Annotated in this window: 24 protein-coding genes, 1 pseudogene and 1 riboswitch; of the genes and pseudogenes, 17 read left to right on the plus strand and 8 right to left on the minus strand. The window is 35.3% G+C overall.

The annotated features are described in order from the left end of the window. Positions 1–6: 6 nt before the first annotated feature. Positions 7–2,472, plus strand: a complete 2,466-nt coding sequence (locus M9897_01630; protein ID MCO5267578.1) for a TonB-dependent receptor — start codon at positions 7–9, stop codon at positions 2,470–2,472. Between the two features lie 27 nt (positions 2,473–2,499). On the opposite strand, the gene M9897_01635 is transcribed toward M9897_01630, so the two are convergent. The 5 genes and pseudogenes from M9897_01635 to M9897_01655 form a co-directional block, all read right to left on the minus strand. Further along, positions 2,500–3,885, minus strand: coding sequence for an aminotransferase class V-fold PLP-dependent enzyme (locus M9897_01635; protein MCO5267579.1), 1,386 nt, complete (start codon positions 3,883–3,885; stop codon positions 2,500–2,502). A 237-nt stretch (positions 3,886–4,122) separates the two neighbouring features. After that, a complete protein-coding gene (locus tag M9897_01640) occupies positions 4,123–4,314 on the minus strand; it encodes a cold-shock protein (protein MCO5267580.1) in 192 nt (63 codons plus the stop codon). A 28-nt stretch (positions 4,315–4,342) separates the two neighbouring features. Further along, a complete protein-coding gene (locus M9897_01645; GenBank protein ID MCO5267581.1) occupies positions 4,343–4,783 on the minus strand; it encodes a cold shock domain-containing protein in 441 nt (146 codons plus the stop codon). 48 nt (positions 4,784–4,831) lie between these two features. Continuing rightward, positions 4,832–4,984, minus strand: a pseudogene (locus tag M9897_01650) (DEAD/DEAH box helicase). A gap of 391 nt (positions 4,985–5,375) precedes the next feature. Beyond that, positions 5,376–5,813 carry a hypothetical protein gene (locus tag M9897_01655; GenBank protein ID MCO5267582.1) on the minus strand — a complete coding sequence of 146 codons (438 nt, stop codon included), beginning with the start codon at positions 5,811–5,813 and terminating at the stop codon, positions 5,376–5,378. 25 nt (positions 5,814–5,838) lie between these two features. Between M9897_01655 and M9897_01660 the strand changes: the two genes are divergently transcribed. Next, positions 5,839–6,129, plus strand: coding sequence for a hypothetical protein (locus M9897_01660; protein MCO5267583.1), 291 nt, complete (start codon positions 5,839–5,841; stop codon positions 6,127–6,129). Here the strand turns inward: M9897_01660 and M9897_01665 are convergent. Continuing rightward, positions 6,126–7,070, minus strand: coding sequence for a hypothetical protein (locus M9897_01665; protein ID MCO5267584.1), 945 nt, complete (start codon positions 7,068–7,070; stop codon positions 6,126–6,128). The two genes, M9897_01660 and M9897_01665, sit on opposite strands and share 4 nt — an antisense overlap. Positions 7,071–7,202: 132 nt before the next feature. Here M9897_01665 and trmB point away from each other — a divergent pair, with 132 nt between their 5' ends. After that, positions 7,203–7,838: a tRNA (guanosine(46)-N7)-methyltransferase TrmB gene (gene trmB / locus M9897_01670; GenBank protein ID MCO5267585.1), complete on the plus strand. Its 636-nt coding sequence runs from the start codon at positions 7,203–7,205 to the stop codon at positions 7,836–7,838. A 64-nt stretch (positions 7,839–7,902) separates the two neighbouring features. Here the strand turns inward: trmB and M9897_01675 are convergent, their stop codons facing one another. After that, positions 7,903–8,718 carry an isocitrate lyase/phosphoenolpyruvate mutase family protein gene (locus M9897_01675; protein MCO5267586.1) on the minus strand — a complete coding sequence of 272 codons (816 nt, stop codon included), beginning with the start codon at positions 8,716–8,718 and terminating at the stop codon, positions 7,903–7,905. 88 nt (positions 8,719–8,806) lie between these two features. Beyond that, entirely contained in the window at positions 8,807–11,275 is a 2,469-nt protein-coding gene (locus tag M9897_01680; protein ID MCO5267587.1) for a TonB-dependent receptor, read from the minus strand. A gap of 68 nt (positions 11,276–11,343) precedes the next feature. Beyond that, positions 11,344–11,441: riboswitch (TPP riboswitch) on the minus strand. A 316-nt stretch (positions 11,442–11,757) separates the two neighbouring features. On the opposite strand from M9897_01680, the gene M9897_01685 reads away from it, so the two are divergent. The 14 genes from M9897_01685 (at position 11,758) to M9897_01750 (ending at position 24,129) form a co-directional block, all read left to right on the plus strand. Further along, positions 11,758–12,084: a TfoX/Sxy family protein gene (locus M9897_01685; protein ID MCO5267588.1), complete on the plus strand. Its 327-nt coding sequence runs from the start codon at positions 11,758–11,760 to the stop codon at positions 12,082–12,084. Between the two features lie 53 nt (positions 12,085–12,137). After that, complete coding sequence (gene ahcY / locus M9897_01690) at positions 12,138–13,448, plus strand: adenosylhomocysteinase (protein MCO5267589.1); 1,311 nt, start codon at positions 12,138–12,140, stop codon at positions 13,446–13,448. Between the two features lie 275 nt (positions 13,449–13,723). Then, entirely contained in the window at positions 13,724–14,575 is an 852-nt protein-coding gene (locus M9897_01695; GenBank protein MCO5267590.1) for a site-specific integrase, read from the plus strand. After that, on the plus strand, positions 14,572–15,732 hold the full coding sequence (locus M9897_01700; protein ID MCO5267591.1) for an IS91 family transposase: 1,161 nt from the start codon (positions 14,572–14,574) through the stop codon (positions 15,730–15,732). The genes M9897_01695 and M9897_01700 overlap by 4 nt, the downstream gene beginning before the upstream one ends. 117 nt (positions 15,733–15,849) lie before the next feature. Further along, complete coding sequence (locus M9897_01705; protein ID MCO5267592.1) at positions 15,850–16,089, plus strand: hypothetical protein; 240 nt, start codon at positions 15,850–15,852, stop codon at positions 16,087–16,089. A gap of 56 nt (positions 16,090–16,145) precedes the next feature. Further along, positions 16,146–16,712 carry a DUF1851 domain-containing protein gene (locus tag M9897_01710; GenBank protein MCO5267593.1) on the plus strand — a complete coding sequence of 189 codons (567 nt, stop codon included), beginning with the start codon at positions 16,146–16,148 and terminating at the stop codon, positions 16,710–16,712. A gap of 220 nt (positions 16,713–16,932) precedes the next feature. Beyond that, positions 16,933–17,784 (plus strand): site-specific integrase, encoded by an 852-nt coding sequence (locus tag M9897_01715; protein ID MCO5267594.1) that lies wholly within the window; start codon positions 16,933–16,935, stop codon positions 17,782–17,784. Then, on the plus strand, positions 17,781–18,941 hold the full coding sequence (locus M9897_01720; GenBank protein MCO5267595.1) for an IS91 family transposase: 1,161 nt from the start codon (positions 17,781–17,783) through the stop codon (positions 18,939–18,941). The genes M9897_01715 and M9897_01720 overlap by 4 nt, the downstream gene beginning before the upstream one ends. A gap of 117 nt (positions 18,942–19,058) precedes the next feature. Beyond that, positions 19,059–19,298: a hypothetical protein gene (locus M9897_01725; protein MCO5267596.1), complete on the plus strand. Its 240-nt coding sequence runs from the start codon at positions 19,059–19,061 to the stop codon at positions 19,296–19,298. 106 nt (positions 19,299–19,404) lie between these two features. Beyond that, positions 19,405–20,256, plus strand: a complete 852-nt coding sequence (locus M9897_01730; protein ID MCO5267597.1) for a site-specific integrase — start codon at positions 19,405–19,407, stop codon at positions 20,254–20,256. Beyond that, positions 20,253–21,413: an IS91 family transposase gene (locus M9897_01735; GenBank protein MCO5267598.1), complete on the plus strand. Its 1,161-nt coding sequence runs from the start codon at positions 20,253–20,255 to the stop codon at positions 21,411–21,413. The genes M9897_01730 and M9897_01735 overlap by 4 nt, the downstream gene beginning before the upstream one ends. Positions 21,414–21,530: 117 nt before the next feature. Beyond that, positions 21,531–21,770: a hypothetical protein gene (locus M9897_01740; protein ID MCO5267599.1), complete on the plus strand. Its 240-nt coding sequence runs from the start codon at positions 21,531–21,533 to the stop codon at positions 21,768–21,770. Positions 21,771–21,892: 122 nt separating this feature from the next. Then, entirely contained in the window at positions 21,893–22,969 is a 1,077-nt protein-coding gene (locus M9897_01745) for an adenine-specific methyltransferase EcoRI family protein (protein ID MCO5267600.1), read from the plus strand. Further along, positions 22,966–24,129 carry a DUF262 domain-containing protein gene (locus M9897_01750; protein ID MCO5267601.1) on the plus strand — a complete coding sequence of 388 codons (1,164 nt, stop codon included), beginning with the start codon at positions 22,966–22,968 and terminating at the stop codon, positions 24,127–24,129. The genes M9897_01745 and M9897_01750 overlap by 4 nt, the downstream gene beginning before the upstream one ends. The last annotated feature ends 5 nt before the right edge of the window (positions 24,130–24,134 follow it).

A 24,134-nucleotide genomic window follows, 5' to 3' on the forward strand; every position in this document is an offset into this window, starting at 1 on the left:
TAACACATGAAAAGATTTATTCTATTTAGTGCATTTCTTATTACTACTTATGCATTTGGACAAATTGTTCAAACTGTTCGGGGTAGTGTTGTGGATGCCGAATCTCAATATCCGTTGGTAGGAGCTAAAGTTACACTTGTTCGCGATTCTACTCAGAAGTATAATGCTCTTGCCGATATGGACGGTCTATTTATATTTACGAATATTCCCATTGGAAAATATCAGTTAATTGCTAGCTATAATTCGTATAAAAGTAGTTCAGTAACTATTCAGGTAATTTCAGGAAGAGAATCTATCCAAAATCTTCAATTACAAGAAGATATTGTTACTATGGAGGAAGTTAGCATTGTTGGAAGAAAATCTGGAGAGGTAAATAATGAAATGGCATTAATTTCTGCGAGGCAATTCAGTGTAGAAGAAACAGATAGATATGCAGGCTCGAGAGGAGATCCTGCCCGTATGGCTAGTAACTTTGCTGGAGTTCAAGGTGCTGATGATTCTAGAAATGATATTGTAATCAGAGGAAATACACCCCTAGGTGTTTTATGGAAAGTGGAAGGTATTGATATTCCCAACCCAAACCATTTTGCAATTTCTGGTTCTACAGGAGGTCCGGTGGCTATCTTGAACAATAAGATATTATCCAATTCTGATTTCTTTATGTCTGCCTTTCCCGCAGAATACGGTAATGCTATTTCTGGAGTTTTTGACTTGAAATTGAGAAATGGAAATACTGATAAGCATGAATTTGCTGGTCAATTTGGATTTCTTGGAACAGAAGTTATGGCAGAAGGTCCGTTTAATCGTAAAACTCGCTCTAGTTATTTGGTAATGGGAAGATATAGTACCTTAAGTATTTTTCAAGCAATGAAAATTAAGATTGGTACAGATGCCGTTCCAACATACGGAGATATGGCCTTTAAATTATCATTTCCTTTGAAAAATGGAGGGCATGTAGGTGTGTTTGGTATTGGTGGAATGTCAGAGATTGCCATTAAAATATCTGATCAAACGAAAGCTTCTGAAGAGGCATTTGGAGAAGGTGATAGAGATCAATATTTTGGAACTGCCATGGGCGTACTTGGTGTGACGTATAAAAAACCTGTTTCCCGTAATACGTTCTTTTCTGCTACAATCGCACAAAATTACGATAACCAGCATACACGACATGATTACTTGGTGCGAAGTGCTAAGCAATTAGGTGATGGCTCCTACGAAATACGGACTGACTCAATTTATCCGATGTTAGGTTATGTCTTTCACACTATGAGAACTGCTCTTTATGCGAGTGTAAATCATAAAATTAGCCCGCGTCATATCATTAAAGCCGGGGTGAATGTAGATGTTTATTATTTGAATTATCTAGACACTGTACTGAATGTAACACATGATTCTTTTGTTACACGTTATGATTACAAAGGTGTCTCTGCATTAATTCAGCCGTTCTTCCAGTATAAATGGAAAATCACAGAGAATATGGATTTATCAGCAGGTATTCATAGCCAATATTTTTCACTTAGTAATAGCTGGACTTATGCTGAGCCTCGTTTAGGGTGGCAATGGAGATTTGGAGATGGAAACTCTCTCAGTGCTGGTGCAGGAATGCACTCACAGATGCAGCCTTTGTATCAATATGTATATCAACGCCCAGATGTAAATGGCGAGATGACTTTATTTAATAAAAATATGGACTTTACCCGTAGCATACATACGGCATTAGGTTATCAAAAGGATTTTAAACGTTTTATGACGGTTAGAACTGAAATCTATTATCAGTATCTGTATGGAATTCCCGTGGATATGTTTCCATCTGCATTTAGTATGATTAACCAAGGTTCCGGATTTCAACGTTTCTTCCCTGGACAATTGGTCAATAAGGGTACAGGAACAAATTATGGTATTGAATTGACTGTACAAAAACATTTTAATCGAACCTATTACTTTATGATTACCGGAGCATTATATCAATCACAGTATAAAGGAAGTGACGGAATAGAACGCAACACAGATTTTAATGGAAACTATACCTATAATGTGCTAGGAGGAAAGGAATTTAAGATAAATGCTAAGAACACTATTTCAGTTGGATTAAAAGTATCAGGTGCCGGTGGAAGAAGGTATGGTTATGTGAATGTAGCACAAACTAAGATAGATCAAGAATTGGTATTTAAGGATTCCTTGTTTAATACTCGTCAGTTTAAGCCTTATTTTAGATTAGACTTTAAAGTTGCGTATGTGTTGAATACGAAGAGATTTACTCACGAGATTAGTGTAGATTTAGTGAATATTCTCAATACTAAAAACATTTTAGCCCTTTCTTATGCTCCAAACTTGATAGATCCAAGTAAAGAACCAATTGCCAATAAATACCAATTAGGTTTCTTACCGATTTTCTATTATCGTTTGGACTTTACATTCAGGAGTGCAAAAGCACGTAATGAAATGAAAACGACAGGAACACCTGATTTTTAGTAATAGATTTGATAGCAATCCTATGTATTATGAATGTACTTTTTCAAGTGTATTCAAATAGTGTTTCTTTGCAAACGCTTCAAATTTTTCAAAGAATGCTAGAATATCTTCACTAGAATTTTGTCCATTGATAGTTACTAAACGAATGAACTCTTGTCCTTGGTAACTACCATAACTCACCATTAATTGAGCTTCTTGGTATAATTTCTCACAAATTTCTTTTGCAGGAATATTTTTATAATTGAAACAAATGGAGATAGAATGATCAAAACTATATAACGTATAGTCAGCATGCTTACGGATATATTCTCTAGCAGTATCTGCTAATTCAAACTCATGGTCAACAATTGTTTCCAACCCATTTGTTCCAACACTTTTCCAGAGTGTCCAAAATTTGAGTGCATCATTCCTTCTTCCACATTGAAGAGAGGTCTTTCCTGGATTGTATTCATCTTCCTCCGTTTGGAAAAGATAATCAGCTTCCACGGAAAATGAATTATATAAATGTTCTTTATTCTTTACCACATAAATAGAGCAGGTAAGAGGAGTTCCAAACATTTTATGAGGATTGAAGCTAAAGGAATCAGCATTTTCTAATCCTTTTATAAGGTATTTATATTTCTTACTGAAAATAACAGCCCCACAGTATGCACCATCAACATGTAACCAAATGCGATATTGTTTACAAATTTTACTGATAGCTTCGACTGGGTCAAAAGCACCTAAAACGGTGGTACCTGCTGTAGCATTTACCATGATTGGGTGGAAACCACTTTGCATATCTTTTTGGATGGCTTTTTCTAAATATGCTACGTCCATTTCTCCTTTTTTATTCGTAGGAATAAGACGTACATTTTTTTTACCAATTCCAATAAAAGCTGCATTCTTAGGAATACTGAAATGTGATTCTACAGAAGTATATACAGTTAACTTGTCTTCTATTCCGTTGAAACGGATGGAGGATCTAAAGGCATCACGGGCGGTAATCATAGACATGAGATTGGTCATCGAACCACCTGATGCATACGTGCCATCCGATCTTTCGTCCCATCCAATGATATTACACACTTCGCGTAAAGTAATCTTTTCTACCCCAACCTGTATTCCGGCTGCTTTATAGGTGTACATGCTATTGTTTAATAGAACAGATAGCAATTCACCCAAAACTGCTTTTTCATTCCTACCTCCATATAATTGGTTGAAAAATGCATTACTAGAGGTTTTAGTACTGTGATTTATTAATTCTTTTAATTTCTCATAGTATTCCTGTTCATCCATGGGATTGTAGTGAAGACTTAAATCTACTCGATCAAACATTTCTTTGGCTGGAATAAATTTAGCTACTGGACTGATTTTTTCATTTTCCAGTAGAAGTTGAGCTAATGACAGAAAATCCTTTAATGTTTTATCCATGATAATTATACCGAGATAAAGAGAATAAGTTTGTTAATTAACTAATAAACAACAAATTATACTTATTCAAATTTTTTATCACAACAATGATTTTTAAAAATGCATGGCAAATTTACACAAAACTATTTGTTGTAGCTAATCTAGGACTATTAAATTTAGTGATAATAGTCTGTATATTATGCTTTATTAAAAATATAAATAAAATCTGAGTTCATTCAACTCAGGTTTTAGCTTTGATTATGCTAATTTCACATTCACAGCATTTGGTCCTTTTCTGCCTTCTTCAACATCAAAAACCACTTTATCGTTTTCTTTAATTTCTTCTTTTAATCCATTTGCATGAACAAATACATCTTTTGAACCGTCATCTGGTATTATGAATCCAAAACCTTTTGATTCATTAAAGAATTTTACTGTACCTTCTTTCATTATTTGTATATTATATGTGTTGCTAAATTTACTTTACTTTTTTTACATTAATTGCAGCATACCCTTTGGGAGTTCTCTCTTTCTCGTATGTTACTTTATTATTTTCGCTTATGGGCTCTGTTAGGTTATTACTATGTACAAAGACTATTGCATCACTTCCATCTTCTTTAATAAATCCATACGATTTATCAGCAAAGAAAGAAACAACCGTTCCCACAAATTCACTAGGCTTATCATGCGTAATAGGAGCTGCTCCTAACTGAATATCTTCTACATTTATTTCACTTCTTTTTTGTAGTTCGGGTGGTGTATCGGTTATGTTGCCAAATTCATCCAAATAGGCTATCATATCATCTAAGCCTTTTCCCTTATCGTTATTCATCTTACGTTCTTCTCTACGCTCTTGTTTGTCTTTTTTCTTTTTGTCTCTTTTTTGCTGTAAGGACTTCTTGTTATAACTATCTGCCATTTACTTAAATCTATTTTTATTGTGTTATTACTGTATTTTGCTGTTTATCTTTCCGGTACCCGTTTGTGCACATCCTAATAAATCTCGATTTTTAAGTATTTGTGGTATTGCTTTCTGTTGAATCTCTGTTGGCTCCATGTAACTAACATCTGTTAATGCTTTTTGGATAGGTTCAATTAAATTTAATTCTTTAAAATTCATACTTTGTTTTTACTAATGAGGAGTGCTTTTTAAATTTTATGGTGTTTACTTGAACAATCTTTTATAAAAATGAGAAGGTCAAGTAAAAAAGATATTATCATCACATTTTTGTGATAGTTAAAAGCATATTCTTCATTAAATTTTAATTCTATTCTTTTAATATTGTTTTACTTTTTAATCAAACTAATGATATTACTACCAAAAGAATTGACTTTTGTTTGGCAACTGAAAAAGCAAAAACTGAGTGAGAAAAATTAAATCTTAAACAATATCAAGGAATGCAGAGGCAGAAGCCTATCATAATAAATGATGGTGCAAAGATACGATAATTAATTGAGTATCGCTAGTTATCGGTAGAAAATGGAGTTTATGTTGTATATTACCCAATGAATTAAGGGTTATAAATTCTAACTAAGTCTCCGCCGTTGTATTCCGTTAGGTATGAGCGTAGCCCCCATTTTGAATTTCCACTTATAACTGAGCCGTCATATAACGAGAATTTAGCATTGGAACATGGATCGTTCAGGATGAGAAAATTCTCCGAATCTACCTCAAGTCCATCCTTACAATTTTCACTTCCTTCTGCTGGAGAATGTCGGTCAAAGGCAATAAAATTTTGTATGCTTTGTCTATACACTACAATACCTTTAGAACCTGCTCCGCTCACATACGCCCAACCGCCTACACCTTGTAAATTATTGTATGATGGTAATGTTAAATTAATAGTAACGTCAAAAGAATAATATGGCACAGGATGGTGTTTATTCTTATTGCAGGATAAAAATACAGCTAAGAATAATAAGAAGACAAATATTTTACGTATGTTCATAGCCTCGAACTTAGAGAACAAATTTATGACTAAAAGAACGATATTTATATTAACTTTCGTATTATTTAACATTATTTCTTTAGGTTCATCATGTGCAAGTTCGGGTCCAGCAAAGACGCCTACTACTGTTGATGAAGCCGAACGCAACATTGCGCGTGATAGAAGAGATAGATTGAAGGCAGCCGAAAAACAACAAAAAGCGGCTCGTAAAGCATTCTGGAAGCTCCAATCTAAGGAAGCTAAAAAACGTGTTAAACAGACACAGAAAAGAGAAAAGAAAAAGATTCGAAAAGAAAGAGGGTATAATGCTATTTAAAATACCTTTTTTAAGAATTCTTTTTCCGTCAACATCTCCCAATTTGCATGAGATGCATTATTTTTTGCCAAATAGAGCTGTTCTTTTTGTCCGGGTGTAGGTATAAGAATGGCTGAATGTTTCGTATTTTCTAAATCCATGAGCGTTGAATAACCACATCTACTGATAATAATTTCACTGTCGTGAAGAAGTTGCTCAAATTCAGAAGATGTGGGATTGGAAAAGTATGTTATTTGTGCAGGATATTCTAATTCTGCAAGTAATTCTTGGGAAGCAATAAGCGCAGATAGGTGTGCTACATCATTGAATTTAGCTAAAATTAATTCAATAAATTGCTTACTGTACGGTATGGGACCACTTACAATAATAAGGTATTTATATTTCTTTGTTGAAGAGGGAATTATTTCTTTAAAACGAGAACAATTTCCAATGAAACTCACATTTTTAGTTAATCCTTTACTTAGGTTTCCTGATAGTCTTCTGTCTGGAGTATCTGGCACCCATATTTCATCAAAGGCTTTTAATAACCGCCTATTCCAACACTTTGCTATCCAATTCCAAGAGGGAACGGGAAGATTTAATTGATGAGAAATAATAATACTTCTTACTTGTGTGTGCCGAAAACCAAAACGTTGATCGGAGATAATTAAATCAGGATGAAACTTATCTATAAGCTGTTCTACTTCGTTTTTTTCTTTTAAAAAACGATTATAAAGCGGTTTAAAACGTTTTAATATATCAATTATCCAAGTTCCATTGCCCCGAAAATGGAAGGGATATCCCTGAAATGGAATATACCATAGTTCTGGAAAATAATTCCGATAGAATAGTTCTTGTTCATTATCGCAGCATATAAATACTTCATTATTATTCTCTAGTAGAGTAGTAATGATAGGTATAGTTCGGCTAACATGTCCCAAACCCCAATTGAGTGGACTCAATAAAATCCGCTTATTTTGAATGGAATTTACGACAGAATGGATCACAGCTTATGGAAGATTTCTATTTTTGTAGCACCAAGGTAATAAAAGATGGGAAAAAACAAGCTGTTTAAGTTTGCAGAGATAAAAAAAATGAGTCATGTCTTCGAACCGACAATGGAGGATATACGTGATGGAATGACTGAATGGAAAGGAAAATGGTGTGAAAGAATATTCCAAAATGAACATCCTATCACGTTGGAATTAGGATGTGGAAAGGGTGAATATACAGTTGGAATGGCTCGTAAATATCCAAATAGAAATTTTATTGGAGTTGACATCAAAGGGAATAGAATCTTTGTGGGGGCTAAACAAGCGTTGGATGAAGGATTGGAAAATGTTTTCTTTATTCGGACTAAGATTGATATGATAACGCATTTTTTCGATAAAGATGAGGTGGATGAAATATGGCTTACCTTTTCTGATCCTCAGCCCAATAAGCCTAATAAACGGCTAACCTCTAGGAGTTTTATAGAAAGATACCTTCAATTCTTAAAACCAAATGGCATTATTCATCTCAAAACAGATAGTGATTTACTATTTGAATCGACGCAAAAGGAAATAGGAGAATATAAGTATAATGTACTTTTTTCATCAGATGATATTTACAGAGATATTACTCAACTAAGCCCGGATGAACAAGAGATACTTTCCTTCAAAACCCATTATGAAAAACTTTTTGTAAGTAGGGGATCCGTTATTAAATATTGTAAATTTCGTGTTGGATAGAACAACAATCCCATTGTTTCTCGTACTAATTTCTACTAATAAGAAGTGATAGACACCAATTACTTTAGAAGTGATTGTTTATTTCATAATATCCCGTGTTATTTTGCATCAAGGTTTCCCAAATATTATCTGTTTTCAGTTCATGAGCTGCTTTTTTTAATAAATTAAGTGAAGCCATCATGGGTTTTGATCCTGTACTGATACGGTTAATATGAAGCGTTTTGAGTCCTGCAATATCCAAACTTCGTTCTGCCAAAATATTCAGCGGGAGTTCAATTTGCTCTTTGAGTTGTTGTGCTGTATGCATATCTTCTACAAAAGGCACAAAAATACAGTCGGCACCTGCTTCTTGGTATGCTTTAGCACGTGCTACACTTGCTTGGATTTTAGTTTGTAAATCTCCTTCGGTATATTCTAGAGTATCTATACGGGCATTAATGAATAACTGCATACCTTTATCTTTTGCGAGAGATTTAATCAAACTAATCTTATCTTGTTGCTCTTTGATATTATCTAGTGTTTTTGTGCGTGTGTGACTATCTTCTATATTGATTCCTGTGACGCCAATATCCATCAATGAAGCAAAAAATTGTGCAAATTCTTTACTTGTTCCACTATAATATCCTCCTTCGATATCGGCAGATAATGGAATATCAATCGATTTAACCATTCGTTCTAAAACACGTAGCATCAGATCGGCTGGGATATGTTCACCATCTTTATATCCACACGACCATGCAATGCCAGAGCTAGTTGTACCAACTGCTGTAAAATCTTCTTTTTCAAATATTTTAGCCGAAGTACAATCCCATGCATTGGGAAGAATAAAAGTGTTTCCTTGGTGGTGTAGATTATGAAAATGATCGTAATAACTAGTCATAAATATTTTTTTGATGTTTTAAAATTCCGTTTTCTCTTGGTTTCAAACCAGGTGTTTCGAGAGAAACGAGCAAAATACTTGTTTAGATTTATAATTTTATCACCAGCCTAGCTAAGAAATGAATACCTGCCTGTGGATAATAGAAATTCTCTTGTATTCTATCATCACCTACTAGATAAGAGAAAGTGTAGCCATTATTTTGATAGAATTGGTTCAATAAATTATTGATTCTTCCCCCAACAGTAATTTCTTTAATTTTCCATACAGAGAAAGAATAAGAAATATCCAAATGAGTAATAAAATAAGCATCTATTTTACGTGTGTTATTTGAAGTATTATCTAAAAATTGTTTCCCTACGTATTGATTCATTAAGGTAAATACCAACCCTTTAATAGGTTCATATCCTATATTTAATCCAGCTATAACATTCGGTGAAAAAGCAATATCTGTTGTGCCATACATCACTTTTGTTTGAGGAAGCGGATTCCAAGAGGCATCATAACTGTCTATGTATTCTATAAAGTTTAGAATTTTATTTTGACTCAATCCAAGATTAGCGGATACACTTAATTTATTAAAGAAAGTATATCCTCCTTCCAACTCAAAACCTAATCGGTAGCTATCTTTTACGTTGGTTCGAGTATATCCTCCCACATCGTTAATTTCTCCCGTAAGTATGAGTTGATTCTTATATCTCATGTAATAAATATTGGTGTTTAAATAGGCTTTTTTATACGTTAAATGATATCCGACTTCTAAGTCATGAAGTGTTTCTGCTTTTGGATAATTCTGAGGGGTAGATTCTTTGAAGTCGTCTCGTACAGGTTCTCTATTTGCAATAGCATACGAAGCATAAATAGCGTGATTATTATTGATTTGGTAGTATAATCCAGCTTTGGGATTTAGGAAATGGTATGAAACACGTTGTTGCATATCTATAATATTCCCTCCATAATCGTCAATTCCCATAAAAGAATAATCGATGGTTCTGTATTGTATGTCTGTAAAAATGTTAACCTTTTTTATGGTATAATTTACCTTTACAAATAGGTTTCCATCGTATTTTGTAGAATGATTTTTATAATACAAATGATCTTTCTGTGCAACAGGCATATATTGTCCCCAAACTACCGTTCCAATATGATCTCCATCGTATCTGTTGAAGGCGCCACCTATTAAAAAATCTAGACCTTTTTCATTTTTGTAATTTACACTAAAAACACCTCCACCAAAATGATTATCCAAGCCTTTTCTACGAATCAGATTCATTTTTTTTATCGTATCAGTTCCCATAATAACAGGATCCATATTATATGTAGCTAATTTGTCATTTCTTCGGTAGTTTTCATAGTATCCTTTACCTCGGGTATAGTGAAGCGCCAATTTTAAGTCCCAATTTTTATTAAATTGATAGCCATAATGTACTTGGTAATGTGTCTGCTGATAATTGTCCGTTTCGTTATCATAAGTGTATGCATTATACGTTCTTCCTGAATGAAGCAGATTTTGTGTTTCCGCATCATCTAAGCCATTACGAGCAGCATAATCCAACATGCCTTGTTGGTCATTTTTGATACGACTTTCAGGTGTGCCATACCAAGCCTGATAGGTTTTTTCTTTTCCTCCAAAGACAATTAGTTTGAGAGTAGATTTATTGCCTAAATAAGTTCCCGATAAGTAGAAAGACTGTAAATTGGAATTGGCTCTGTCTATGTAACCATCTGAAACGATGCGAGAAAGTCGTGCATCCACAGAAAATTTATCCTGTATTAAACCTGTTCCCACTTTGACAGCATTTCGGAGTGTATTAAACGAACCTCCTGAATTATCGATTATTGCATAAGGATCTCGTTCTATTTTTTGTGTGGAGATGTTAATACTTGCTCCAAATGCTCCTGCTCCGTTTGTGGAGGTACCAACGCCTCTTTGCACTTGCATACTTTCCACTGAGGAAGACATATCGGGCATGTTAACCCAAAACACAGTTTGTGATTCTGCATCATTGATAGGAATTCCATCAATTGTGATATTGGTTCGGGTAGGATCTACACCACGAATGCGAAAGCCTGTGTATCCAATGCCTGCTCCTGCATCAGAAGTAACAATAGTTGAAGGAACGGAGGATAATAGAAAGGGAATATCTTGTCCGTAGTTCTGCTTTTCGATTGCTTCTTTATCAAGATTTGAGTAGGTTGTTGGTGAATTTTTAGCTGCACGAATGGCTTTTACTTCAATTCCTTCTAAGAGTGAATAAGTAGGAACTAATGAAAAATCTATCACCATATCTTGACTTAGGTCTATGCTTTGTTTATTGCCTTCAAACCCTAAAAAGTTTGCTTCTAATTCGTATTTCCCAGTTTTGATTGCTTGAAGGACGTATTTACCTTCTTCATTGGTAAGAGTTCCTTTATTTTCACCTCGAATTTTAACGGTAACACCCTCGAGAAGTTCACCTTCTTGACTGCGAACTGTTCCAGAAATTTGAAATTGTGAAAATAAATTCAGAGGCAGTAACAAAGCCACTGCGCAGGCTCTAATAACATTCCTTGTTTTCATGTTTGTAAACATTTAACAAGAATCAGGGGCTAATTCTTGGATTTATAAATAAATTTTGAATTAACACTATATTCTATCGTCATCTTCCCGCCGCAGGTACTAACCTGATCCGGTTCAATGGGTATAATCTCAGTCTCGCTTGCACGAGACACCCCTTAGAGACGCAGCAAAGATATTATTTATTTTTTAATAGTTGAGAAGCAAAGGAAAGATAATGTACCCGTTGTGCATTTAGAATAGAATACAGATTATAATCTTAGACCCCGACACTCCTTCGTCCGTCGGGGTGACAATCCCTAGGAAAAATCAGGCGGTCGGCAAAGCCGACCGATAGCCTCCCCTCACAATTGTCACCCCAAGAGCCTTGGCTACTTGGGGTCTATTTTTTTCATAAATCTTATTTCTTACATCTTTACAAATTCAATACATACCATATATAGTTGGAATTATTTATATTTATCACTTAATTTCAAAAGTAACTTATGGCTACCAAACAAAGTTTCGCAGAATTTATTGTTGATCAGATTGATCATGCAGGTGATATTACCATTCGCAAGATGTTTGGCGAATATGCTATCTATTCTAACGGAAAAGTGTTTGGACTAATTTGTGACAATCAACTTTTTATTAAGCCGACACAAGTTGGAAGAGAATACATAGGAACTATTACCGAAGCACCTCCCTACCCAGGAGCAACAAACTATTTTTTAATTGAAGATAGAATTGAAGATAGAGAATGGTTGAGTGAACTTGTGAGGATTACAGCCAAAGCACTACCAGAACCCAAGCCCAAAAAGAAGAAAAAATAAATTTTTGTTTGACCTATATATTCTTTATCTTTGCAATCCATTAAAAATGAATTATGAGCGAAACTAAAGAAATGTTGAAGTACAAAGTAAAAGATATCAATCTTGCAGATTGGGGAAGAAAAGAAATTAAATTAGCAGAAGCTGAGATGCCAGGACTTATGTCCTTAAGAGCAGAATATGGCACATCAAAACCATTAAAAGGAGCACGTATCGCTGGATGTTTACACATGACTATCCAAACGGCTGTATTAATTGAAACTTTAATTGAATTAGGAGCTGAGGTAACTTGGTCTTCTTGTAATATCTTCTCTACGCAAGATCATGCTGCTGCTGCCATTGCTGCTGCAGGAATTCCAGTATATGCTTGGAAAGGAATGAATGAGCAAGAGTTTGATTGGTGTATTGAACAAACCTTATTTGCCTTTGAAGGAGGAAAACCTCTAAACATGATTTTAGATGATGGAGGAGATTTAACTAACATGGTGTTGGATCGCTATCCTGAATTAGTAAAAGATATTAAAGGTCTTTCTGAAGAAACTACAACAGGAGTTCACCGTTTATACGAAAGAGTTAAAAATGGTACACTTCCAATGCCTGCTATCAACGTAAATGACTCCGTAACTAAATCTAAATTTGACAACAAATACGGTTGTAAAGAGTCTTTAGTAGATGGTATTCGTCGCGCAACTGATACCATGATGGCTGGGAAAGTGGCTGTTGTTTGTGGATATGGAGATGTTGGGAAAGGTTCCGCTGCTTCTTTAAGAGGAGCTGGTGCTCGTGTTATTGTAACAGAGATTGATCCTATTTGTGCGCTTCAAGCAGCTATGGACGGATATGAAGTAAAGAAATTAGATACTGTAATCGACAAAGCAAATATTATAGTCACAACAACTGGTAACAAAGATATCGTGGTTGATCGTCATTTCAAAAAGATGAAAGACAAGGCGATAGTATGTAATATCGGTCACTTTGATAACGAAATTGATGTGGCTTGGTTAAACAAGAATGCACAGAAGAAAACCAACATCAAACCTCAAGTGGATCTATATGAATTAGGTGGAAAAGAAATTATCTTATTAGCTGAAGGTCGTTTAGTAAACTTAGGTTGTGCAACTGGTCACCCTTCTTTTGTAATGTCAAATTCTTTCACAAACCAAACATTGGCGCAAATTGAACTTTGGAATCATGCAGATAAGTATGAAAACGATGTGTATATGTTGCCAAAACATTTAGATGAGAAAGTTGCTCGTTTACACTTAGCTCAAATTGGAGTAGAGTTAGAAGCATTATCTCAAGAGCAAGCAGATTATATTGGAGTGAAAGTAGAAGGTCCATATAAAGCTGAACATTATAGATATTAGAATAAAACGTCTTATAAGGATAAGCCACGACTAAATGTTGTGGCTTTTTTTATGCATTGTAAGAGCGAAGAAAGAGGATTTATGATTATATATAACAAAAAAAATGTATATTCGATAGCTTAATAAAGCCTCATAAAATGAGACAAATGCAACAAAGGTATGTTGTATAGGGATTATAAAGTGGGGCTTATAAATAAGTTGAACTAAACCGACCAAGTCGGTAATTCCCAAAACATTCCATAACTTTTAGATTTCATTTTAAAAATCAAAAAGTTATGGAGAATAAATTTTCCCCAGCCATAGCGCTGTTAAAACGAGAAATGGAGATACGCAATTACAGCGATTGCTCTGTGAGAAGCTACTGTGAGACGATGCAGGTCTTCGAGTCGTATGCAAACAAGACCTTGGATAAACTGACCAGCGAGGATTTGAAACAATACTTGCATCATTTAGTAAAGTCAAAAAAAGTTTCGCCATCTTATATCAATCAAAAGATTAGTGCGTTTAAAATCTACACCGAAGATGTATTAAAAAAAGAATGGGAACCCATTGCAATAAAACGTCCTAGATTGCCGCGAGAACTACCCGAAATTATTTCCTTGGAAGAAGTTAAATTGATGATTGAGCGTACTCAAAACATCAAACATCGGGTGATGATTATGACCATGTACACGGCAGGATTGCGCAAAATGGAATTATTGCAGTTAAAACCGAAGGACATTGACTCAGAAAACGGTTTTATTATCGTGCGTCAAGGTAAAGGAAAGAAAGACCGAAGAACGATTCTTTCAAAGCAAACCCTAGAGGAATTACGCTATTATTACAAGTGTTTTAGACCAAAAGTTTACTTGTTTGAACCAAATGGGCATCCAGGGAAGAAGATGAGTGTCCGAACTTTTGATAAAGTAATTCATGATGCTGCACAAAGAGCGGGCATCAAAAGAAGAGTAACCCCTCATTTGCTACGACATAGTTTTGCTACCCATCTCTTGGACAAAGGAATTAACCTAAAGATTATTCAATCTTTTATGGGGCATAGTTCTATCCGAACTACTTCGATTTACCTGCATCTTTCAAATGCTAGCTTAAAAAACATTGTCTCACCTTTTGATGATCTTCGCTTATGAAAACAAAGCAAAATAAACGACAAAAAGTAGAGTTGTCCGATATTTTTAGTGAAGTACTCAACAAAGGACTGAATCTGAATGACTTGCATCCTTTTCAAGAAAAAGCATTTCAGGCTATTTTAGCTTGTCGAACAGTAAAACTAGGAGGACATGTTGCAGAGTGCAATCACTGTCATCATTACAGAAACGCCTACAACTCATGTAGAGACAGACATTGCCCGAAGTGTCAAATGACACGAAAAATACAGTGGGTGGATAAACTGAAAAGCAATTTACCAGAAGTGAAGCATTTTCATTTGGTTTTTACCATTCCAGAATCACTCAACAAGTTGTTTTACATCAATCAGCGCATTGCTTATGATAGTTTGTTTAAGGCTGCCAGTCAAGCACTTATGCAATGCGGAGAAAACAACGAGTATCTTGGTGCTAAAATGGGAGGCGTAGCAGTGCTACACACCTGGGGACAAACTATGTCCTACCACCCACACATTCACATGATTGTTCCCTCGGGAGGTTTAACAGAAGACGGCTTTGAATGGGTGCCATCCCATAAAAAGTTCTTTCTGCCAGTGAAAGTTTTAAGTGCTATTTTTCGAGGACTATTGATGAAAACGTTAGAAAAAGAGTATGCTATCGGCAAATTAAAGCTGCCGGATGATATTCAAAATTTTAAGCAAATTAAAGATACTTGTTATCAGAAAAAGTGGGTTGTTTACAGTGAAAAACCTTTTACTACTCCTGATAACATCATCAAATATCTTGGCAATTACACACATCGAGTTGCGATTTCCAATCAACGAATTATCAGTCATAAAAATGGGAAAGTCACTTTTTATTACAAAAACTACAAGAAAGCAGGACTTAAAAGTGTAATGACATTGGATGAATCAGAATTTGTCCGACGATTTTTACAGCACATTCTGCCTTCAGGTCTTTGCAAGGTAAGGTACATTGGTTTTTTAGCTTTGCGACATCTAAAAGAAAACGTAGAGTTATGTGCCACCATAAACAAAAGTGAACGTTTCTTTCCGAAGTATGAAGGCTTAAATGCCTATGAGGTATATCGAGAAATCAAACAGCAAGATCCTTTGCTATGCCCGAAGTGTAAGAAGGGGCACATGGTCATTCGAAAGCCGATAGAAAGGGCGCCTTCGTGACAGTATATTTAGTGAAACGCTCTTTGACTCAAGATAGTTTTTTTTTTAAAACGGGACAAAACCGTAACGGGATAGGTATGTCTTATCGGTAACATATTGTAAAAATAAACGATATGAATGAATGGGGTTTATTCTTTTCAGAGCCCAAAAAAGCAATTAAAAACGCTTTTTCATCATCGAAATATTATTCGAGAGAATACCATGCCCATAGCTCCTAAAACCATCTCAAGCTCAATTATTACTCAGGCTTCGTTCAACTTCATTGTATCATCAATTTTCTTTATTTTAGCTTTATTGGCTTCATTTTCAAAAAAATGGGGATGGGTATTTTTTGTTCCTGATTTTATGTATATTTGAAAGAAAAATAACGATACAATCGTATAGAGTTAGCAACAATTTAAAAAACAAAAAATATGATAGAAAAATTTAAGGAACACTATAAGGTAGAAACTGGCAATACGATTGTTTCTGAAGAATTAATAAAGAAATACCAGAAAAAAGTTTCCTCTTTGCTTATTGACATTTGGAAGACAACAGGCTTTGGAAAATACAACAAAGGTCTTATAGAACTAATTAACCCAGAGCAGTACGAAAATAACCTTTGGACTTGGCTTGGGAGAGAAGTAGAAAATTACACCCCTTTTGCAATTACTGGATTTGGAGAATTGTTGTATTATCGTAAACTGACTGAAACAGACGAAGATGTTTGTATGATTGACATTCAATACGGAAAAATAGAAACTTTAGTTTGGAGCTTGGAGTCATTTTTCAATGAATTTTTAACAAGTGAAGAAGACAAAAAAATGTGGCTAAGAGAAGATCTTTTCTTGAAAGCAATTTCAGAAAAAGGCGATTTGCAAAATGGTGAAATTTTCACATTTACTCCAATTCTTGCAATGGGGGGTGCAGAAGAATTAGAATATTTGCAAAAAGGAAACGCCTATGTATATCAAGACTTAGTATTTCAAATGACTATGTAAAAATAATATAAACTGTTGCTAACAAGGGTTTTGCGTCAGGCGGGCTGAAGTGCTAAATTCAACGGTAGTTTTTCAATTAAACATTAGTAATAAAACCAGCTTTTGTGCTTCGATTTCCCGCCCGAACGCAAAGCCCCGCACCGTTGAACTAAACCGACCAAGTCGGTAATTCCCAAAACATTCCATAACTTTTAGATTTCATTTTAAAAATCAAAAAGTTATGGAGAATAAATTTTCCCCAGCCATAGCGCTGTTAAAACGAGAAATGGAGATTCGCAATTACAGCGATTGCTCTGTGAGAAGCTACTGTGAGACGATGCAGGTCTTCGAGTCGTATGCAAACAAGACCTTGGATAAACTGACCAGCGAGGATTTGAAACAATACTTGCATCATTTAGTAAAGTCAAAAAAAGTTTCGCCATCTTATATCAATCAAAAGATTAGTGCGTTTAAAATCTACACCGAAGATGTATTAAAAAAAGAATGGGAACCCATTGCAATAAAACGTCCTAGATTGCCGCGAGAACTACCCGAAATTATTTCCTTGGAAGAAGTTAAATTGATGATTGAGCGTACTCAAAACATCAAACATCGGGTGATGATTATGACCATGTACACGGCAGGATTGCGCAAAATGGAATTATTGCAGTTAAAACCGAAGGACATTGACTCAGAAAACGGTTTTATTATCGTGCGTCAAGGTAAAGGAAAGAAAGACCGAAGAACGATTCTTTCAAAGCAAACCCTAGAGGAATTACGCTATTATTACAAGTGTTTTAGACCAAAAGTTTACTTGTTTGAACCAAATGGGCATCCAGGGAAGAAGATGAGTGTCCGAACTTTTGATAAAGTAATTCATGATGCTGCACAAAGAGCGGGCATCAAAAGAAGAGTAACCCCTCATTTGCTACGACATAGTTTTGCTACCCATCTCTTGGACAAAGGAATTAACCTAAAGATTATTCAATCTTTTATGGGGCATAGTTCTATCCGAACTACTTCGATTTACCTGCATCTTTCAAATGCTAGCTTAAAAAACATTGTCTCACCTTTTGATGATCTTCGCTTATGAAAACAAAGCAAAATAAACGACAAAAAGTAGAGTTGTCCGATATTTTTAGTGAAGTACTCAACAAAGGACTGAATCTGAATGACTTGCATCCTTTTCAAGAAAAAGCATTTCAGGCTATTTTAGCTTGTCGAACAGTAAAACTAGGAGGACATGTTGCAGAGTGCAATCACTGTCATCATTACAGAAACGCCTACAACTCATGTAGAGACAGACATTGCCCGAAGTGTCAAATGACACGAAAAATACAGTGGGTGGATAAACTGAAAAGCAATTTACCAGAAGTGAAGCATTTTCATTTGGTTTTTACCATTCCAGAATCACTCAACAAGTTGTTTTACATCAATCAGCGCATTGCTTATGATAGTTTGTTTAAGGCTGCCAGTCAAGCACTTATGCAATGCGGAGAAAACAACGAGTATCTTGGTGCTAAAATGGGAGGCGTAGCAGTGCTACACACCTGGGGACAAACTATGTCCTACCACCCACACATTCACATGATTGTTCCCTCGGGAGGTTTAACAGAAGACGGCTTTGAATGGGTGCCATCCCATAAAAAGTTCTTTCTGCCAGTGAAAGTTTTAAGTGCTATTTTTCGAGGACTATTGATGAAAACGTTAGAAAAAGAGTATGCTATCGGCAAATTAAAGCTGCCGGATGATATTCAAAATTTTAAGCAAATTAAAGATACTTGTTATCAGAAAAAGTGGGTTGTTTACAGTGAAAAACCTTTTACTACTCCTGATAACATCATCAAATATCTTGGCAATTACACACATCGAGTTGCGATTTCCAATCAACGAATTATCAGTCATAAAAATGGGAAAGTCACTTTTTATTACAAAAACTACAAGAAAGCAGGACTTAAAAGTGTAATGACATTGGATGAATCAGAATTTGTCCGACGATTTTTACAGCACATTCTGCCTTCAGGTCTTTGCAAGGTAAGGTACATTGGTTTTTTAGCTTTGCGACATCTAAAAGAAAACGTAGAGTTATGTGCCACCATAAACAAAAGTGAACGTTTCTTTCCGAAGTATGAAGGCTTAAATGCCTATGAGGTATATCGAGAAATCAAACAGCAAGATCCTTTGCTATGCCCGAAGTGTAAGAAGGGGCACATGGTCATTCGAAAGCCGATAGAAAGGGCGCCTTCGTGACAGTATATTTAGTGAAACGCTCTTTGACTCAAGATAGTTTTTTTTTTAAAACGGGACAAAACCGTAACGGGATAGGTATGTCTTATCGGTAACATATTGTAAAAATAAACGATATGAATGAATGGGGTTTATTCTTTTCAGAGCCCAAAAAAGCAATTAAAAACGCTTTTTCATCATCGAAATATTATTCGAGAGAATACCATGCCCATAGCTCCTAAAACCATCTCAAGCTCAATTATTACTCAGGCTTCGTTCAACTTCATTGTATCATCAATTTTCTTTATTTTAGCTTTATTGGCTTCATTTTCAAAAAAATGGGGATGGGTATTTTTTGTTCCTGATTTTATGTATATTTGAAAGAAAAATAACGATACAATCGTATAGAGTTGAACTAAACCGACCAAGTCGGTAATTCCCAAAACATTCCATAACTTTTAGATTTCATTTTAAAAATCAAAAAGTTATGGAGAATAAATTTTCCCCAGCCATAGCGCTGTTAAAACGAGAAATGGAGATTCGCAATTACAGCGATTGCTCTGTGAGAAGCTACTGCGAGACGATGCAGGTCTTCGAGTCGTATGCAAACAAGACCTTGGATAAACTGACCAGCGAGGATTTGAAACAATACTTGCATCATTTAGTAAAGTCAAAAAAAGTTTCGCCATCTTATATCAATCAAAAGATTAGTGCGTTTAAAATCTACACCGAAGACGTATTAAAAAAAGAATGGGAACCCATTGCAATAAAACGTCCTAGATTGCCGCGAGAACTACCCGAAATTCTTTCCTTAGAAGAAGTTAAATTGATGATTGAGCGTACTCAAAACATCAAACATCGGGTGATGATTATGACCATGTACACGGCAGGATTGCGCAAAATGGAATTATTGCAGTTAAAACCGAAGGACATTGACTCAGAAAACGGTTTTATTATCGTGCGTCAAGGTAAAGGAAAGAAAGACCGAAGAACGATTCTTTCAAAGCAAACCCTAGAGGAATTACGCTATTATTACAAGTGTTTTAGACCAAAAGTTTACTTGTTTGAACCAAATGGGCATCCAGGGAAGAAGATGAGTGTCCGAACTTTTGATAAAGTAATTCATGATGCTGCACAAAGAGCGGGCATCAAAAGAAGAGTAACCCCTCATTTGCTACGACATAGTTTTGCTACCCATCTCTTGGACAAAGGAATTAACCTAAAGATTATTCAATCTTTTATGGGGCATAGTTCTATCCGAACTACTTCGATTTACCTGCATCTTTCAAATGCTAGCTTAAAAAACATTGTCTCACCTTTTGATGATCTTCGCTTATGAAAACAAAGCAAAATAAACGACAAAAAGTAGAGTTGTCCGATATTTTTAGTGAAGTACTCAACAAAGGACTGAATCTGAATGACTTGCATCCTTTTCAAGAAAAAGCATTTCAGGCTATTTTAGCTTGTCGAACAGTAAAACTAGGAGGACATGTTGCAGAGTGCAATCACTGTCATCATTACAGAAACGCCTACAACTCATGTAGAGACAGACATTGCCCGAAGTGTCAAATGACACGAAAAATACAGTGGGTGGATAAACTGAAAAGCAATTTACCAGAAGTGAAGCATTTTCATTTGGTTTTTACCATTCCAGAATCACTCAACAAGTTGTTTTACATCAATCAGCGCATTGCTTATGATAGTTTGTTTAAGGCTGCCAGTCAAGCACTTATGCAATGCGGAGAAAACAACGAGTATCTTGGTGCTAAAATGGGAGGCGTAGCAGTGCTACACACCTGGGGACAAACTATGTCCTACCACCCACACATTCACATGATTGTTCCCTCGGGAGGTTTAACAGAAGACGGCTTTGAATGGGTGCCATCCCATAAAAAGTTCTTTCTGCCAGTGAAAGTTTTAAGTGCTATTTTTCGAGGACTATTGATGAAAACGTTAGAAAAAGAGTATGCTATCGGCAAATTAAAGCTGCCGGATGATATTCAAAATTTTAAGCAAATTAAAGATACTTGTTATCAGAAAAAGTGGGTTGTTTACAGTGAAAAACCTTTTACTACTCCTGATAACATCATCAAATATCTTGGCAATTACACACATCGAGTTGCGATTTCCAATCAACGAATTATCAGTCATAAAAATGGGAAAGTCACTTTTTATTACAAAAACTACAAGAAAGCAGGACTTAAAAGTGTAATGACATTGGATGAATCAGAATTTGTCCGACGATTTTTACAGCACATTCTGCCTTCAGGTCTTTGCAAGGTAAGGTACATTGGTTTTTTAGCTTTGCGACATCTAAAAGAAAACGTAGAGTTATGTGCCACCATAAACAAAAGTGAACGTTTCTTTCCGAAGTATGAAGGCTTAAATGCCTATGAGGTATATCGAGAAATCAAACAGCAAGATCCTTTGCTATGCCCGAAGTGTAAGAAGGGGCACATGGTCATTCGAAAGCCGATAGAAAGGGCGCCTTCGTGACAGTATATTTAGTGAAACGCTCTTTGACTCAAGATAGTTTTTTTTTTAAAACGGGACAAAACCGTAACGGGATAGGTATGTCTTATCGGTAACATATTGTAAAAATAAACGATATGAATGAATGGGGTTTATTCTTTTCAGAGCCCAAAAAAGCAATTAAAAACGCTTTTTCATCATCGAAATATTATTCGAGAGAATACCATGCCCATAGCTCCTAAAACCATCTCAAGCTCAATTATTACTCAGGCTTCGTTCAACTTCATTGTATCATCAATTTTCTTTATTTTAGCTTTATTGGCTTCATTTTCAAAAAAATGGGGATGGGTATTTTTTGTTCCTGATTTTATGTATATTTGAAAGAAAAATAACGATACAATCGTATAGAGTTAGCAACAAGGCTAGCGGAACGGCGGTAAACAAACATTAAACTATTCCGACCATAAAAGTCCGTTGACTTTGTTGCCCAAAACGGGAAACAAATGGCGGGCAAAAAAGCAGGAAACAGAAATTTAACTAAGGCAAAAAATACAAAAAACGACGAATTTTATACGCAATACTACGACATTGAGCGTGAAATTAATGCGTATTTAGAATACAATTCAGACGTATTTCGAGGAAAAACAATTTTACTTCCTTGTGATGACCCAGAATGGAGCAACTTCACTAAATTTTTCGCACAGAATTTTGAAAATTTCGGGCTGAAAAAATTGATTAGTACAAGCTATGCACCTGAAAGCAAAAAATATAAAGGTGGCTACCAACCTACTCTATTTGAAACTTCCGACCCACAATTTGACGAAAGAAAAACCATTACCAAAGGAAAAATCTTCACTTTAACGCACGATAAAACAGGTGATGGAAAAATTGATGTTGAAGACTTAGAATGGACGTATTTAGAGGGAGATGGAGATTTCAGAAGTAAAGAAATTATCAAACTTCGTAATGAAGCAGATATAATTATCACAAATCCACCTTTTTCACTTTTTAGAGAGTTTTTAAATTGGATTGTAGAAACTCAAAAGCAATTTGTAATCATCGGTAGTATGAATGCGATTACCTATAAAGAAGTTTTTCCATTAATTAAAGACGATAAAATGTGGCTTGGAAACGGATTTAAGGCAGGAAATGCTTTTTTCTCATCTCCGACTACAAATGATTACGCAGAAGGCGTTTTTAATCCTGATACAGGTCTAGTGAAATTCAGAAATGTTGTTTGGTTTACGAATATTGACCACGGAAGACGACATCAACCTCTCCCCTTAATGACAATGGCTGACAATATTAAATTTAGCAAACATAAAGAAGTCAAAGGAAATAAATACCAAAAATATGACAATTATGATGCTATAAACATTCCTTTTACAGATGCTATCCCAAGTGATTATGACGGAGTTATGGGAGTTCCAATTAGTTTTTTAGATAAATATTCTCCCGAACAATTTGAAATTATTGGAGAGATGGTAAGCACGACAGTAGATGAATTTAATTTTGGTTATCCCTATATAAATGGTAAAAAGATTTACGCCCGAATTTTAATAAAACACCGTAAAAAATGAAAACAACTCTACAAACAGAAATAACAGTAAAAGATATTTGTGATGGATTCGTTTACAATGAATTGGAAGGAAAAGGACTTTTTGGATTATCGGGAAAACTAACTATCCAACCCGAATACCAACGTAATTATATTTACGCTGATGGGAAACGTGATGTTGCCGTAATCGAATCAATATTAAAAGGTTATCCGCTCGGTTTAATCTATTTCAACAAAGTAAGTGATGACAACTTTGAAGTTTTGGACGGACAGCAAAGAATTACAAGTTTTGGGCGTTTCGTAACTAACAAATTCGCCATAAAAGACGAAAACAGAATGGAGCAATATTTTAGCGGAATCGCCAAAGACAAGCAAGAAAAAATATTGAATACCAAACTTTTAATTTACGAATGTGAAGGAACAGAAACTGAAATTAAAGAATGGTTTAGGACAATCAATATTGCAGGAGTTCCGCTAAATAGTCAAGAACTTTTAAATGCTGTTTATTCTGGTCCTTTCGTAACACTTGGAAAAGAGGAGTTTTCAAATTCTCAAAACGCCAATATTCAAAAATGGAGTGCTTATGTTTCGGGAAGTGCCAACCGTCAAGACTTTTTAGAACGTGCGTTGGAATGGGTAAGTAAAAACAATGTAGGCGATTATATGAGCCGACACCGTTTTGACGACAACATAAACGAACTCAAAAATTACTTTAACAGCGTAATTGATTGGATTTCGGCAGTTTTTACAGACGTTGAAACTGAAATGAGAGGTTTGGAATGGGGACGATTGTATGAAACTTACAAAAAACAACCTTACAATCCCCAAAAAGTATCTGAACAAGTTCGGGAACTTTACGCTGACTCTTATGTCAAAAATAGAAAAGGAGTGTTTGAATTTATTCTTGGTGGTTTAACCGATACCAAACTTTTAGACCTTCGAGTTTTTGATGAAGCAACCAAAAAATCTGTTTACACCAAACAAACAGCAGAAGCCGAAGAAAAAGGAATTTCAAACTGTTCACTTTGTGCTGTCGGACACGATGCAAATAAAACCAAAATTTGGAGTTTAAAAGATATGGATGCCGACCACGTTACAGCTTGGAGTAAAGGCGGAGCGACTGATATTAAAAACTGTGAAATGTTGTGTAAAACACATAATCGAGCGAAAGGGAATAGATAAATTAT

This window comes from Brumimicrobium sp. (genome assembly GCA_023957385.1).
GTDB lineage: Bacteria > Bacteroidota > Bacteroidia > Flavobacteriales_D > Crocinitomicaceae > Brumimicrobium.

Excerpts from the sequence above, each read along its gene's own strand:
- M9897_01630 (MCO5267578.1), top strand. The coding sequence starts at position 7 with ATGAAAAGATTTATTCTATTTAGTGCATTTCTTATTACTACTTATGCA.
- M9897_01635 (MCO5267579.1), bottom strand. The coding sequence starts at position 3,885 with ATGGATAAAACATTAAAGGATTTTCTGTCATTAGCTCAACTTCTACTG.
- M9897_01640 (MCO5267580.1), bottom strand. The coding sequence starts at position 4,314 with ATGAAAGAAGGTACAGTAAAATTCTTTAATGAATCAAAAGGTTTTGGA.
- M9897_01645 (MCO5267581.1), bottom strand. The coding sequence starts at position 4,783 with ATGGCAGATAGTTATAACAAGAAGTCCTTACAGCAAAAAAGAGACAAA.
- M9897_01655 (MCO5267582.1), bottom strand. The coding sequence starts at position 5,813 with ATGAACATACGTAAAATATTTGTCTTCTTATTATTCTTAGCTGTATTT.
- M9897_01660 (MCO5267583.1), top strand. The coding sequence starts at position 5,839 with ATGACTAAAAGAACGATATTTATATTAACTTTCGTATTATTTAACATT.
- trmB (MCO5267585.1), top strand. The coding sequence starts at position 7,203 with ATGAGTCATGTCTTCGAACCGACAATGGAGGATATACGTGATGGAATG.
- M9897_01675 (MCO5267586.1), bottom strand. The coding sequence starts at position 8,718 with ATGACTAGTTATTACGATCATTTTCATAATCTACACCACCAAGGAAAC.
- M9897_01680 (MCO5267587.1), bottom strand. The coding sequence starts at position 11,275 with ATGAAAACAAGGAATGTTATTAGAGCCTGCGCAGTGGCTTTGTTACTG.
- M9897_01685 (MCO5267588.1), top strand. The coding sequence starts at position 11,758 with ATGGCTACCAAACAAAGTTTCGCAGAATTTATTGTTGATCAGATTGAT.
- ahcY (MCO5267589.1), top strand. The coding sequence starts at position 12,138 with ATGAGCGAAACTAAAGAAATGTTGAAGTACAAAGTAAAAGATATCAAT.
- M9897_01695 (MCO5267590.1), top strand. The coding sequence starts at position 13,724 with ATGGAGAATAAATTTTCCCCAGCCATAGCGCTGTTAAAACGAGAAATG.
- M9897_01700 (MCO5267591.1), top strand. The coding sequence starts at position 14,572 with ATGAAAACAAAGCAAAATAAACGACAAAAAGTAGAGTTGTCCGATATT.
- M9897_01705 (MCO5267592.1), top strand. The coding sequence starts at position 15,850 with ATGAATGGGGTTTATTCTTTTCAGAGCCCAAAAAAGCAATTAAAAACG.
- M9897_01710 (MCO5267593.1), top strand. The coding sequence starts at position 16,146 with ATGATAGAAAAATTTAAGGAACACTATAAGGTAGAAACTGGCAATACG.
- M9897_01715 (MCO5267594.1), top strand. The coding sequence starts at position 16,933 with ATGGAGAATAAATTTTCCCCAGCCATAGCGCTGTTAAAACGAGAAATG.
- M9897_01720 (MCO5267595.1), top strand. The coding sequence starts at position 17,781 with ATGAAAACAAAGCAAAATAAACGACAAAAAGTAGAGTTGTCCGATATT.
- M9897_01725 (MCO5267596.1), top strand. The coding sequence starts at position 19,059 with ATGAATGGGGTTTATTCTTTTCAGAGCCCAAAAAAGCAATTAAAAACG.
- M9897_01730 (MCO5267597.1), top strand. The coding sequence starts at position 19,405 with ATGGAGAATAAATTTTCCCCAGCCATAGCGCTGTTAAAACGAGAAATG.
- M9897_01735 (MCO5267598.1), top strand. The coding sequence starts at position 20,253 with ATGAAAACAAAGCAAAATAAACGACAAAAAGTAGAGTTGTCCGATATT.
- M9897_01740 (MCO5267599.1), top strand. The coding sequence starts at position 21,531 with ATGAATGGGGTTTATTCTTTTCAGAGCCCAAAAAAGCAATTAAAAACG.
- M9897_01745 (MCO5267600.1), top strand. The coding sequence starts at position 21,893 with ATGGCGGGCAAAAAAGCAGGAAACAGAAATTTAACTAAGGCAAAAAAT.
- M9897_01750 (MCO5267601.1), top strand. The coding sequence starts at position 22,966 with ATGAAAACAACTCTACAAACAGAAATAACAGTAAAAGATATTTGTGAT.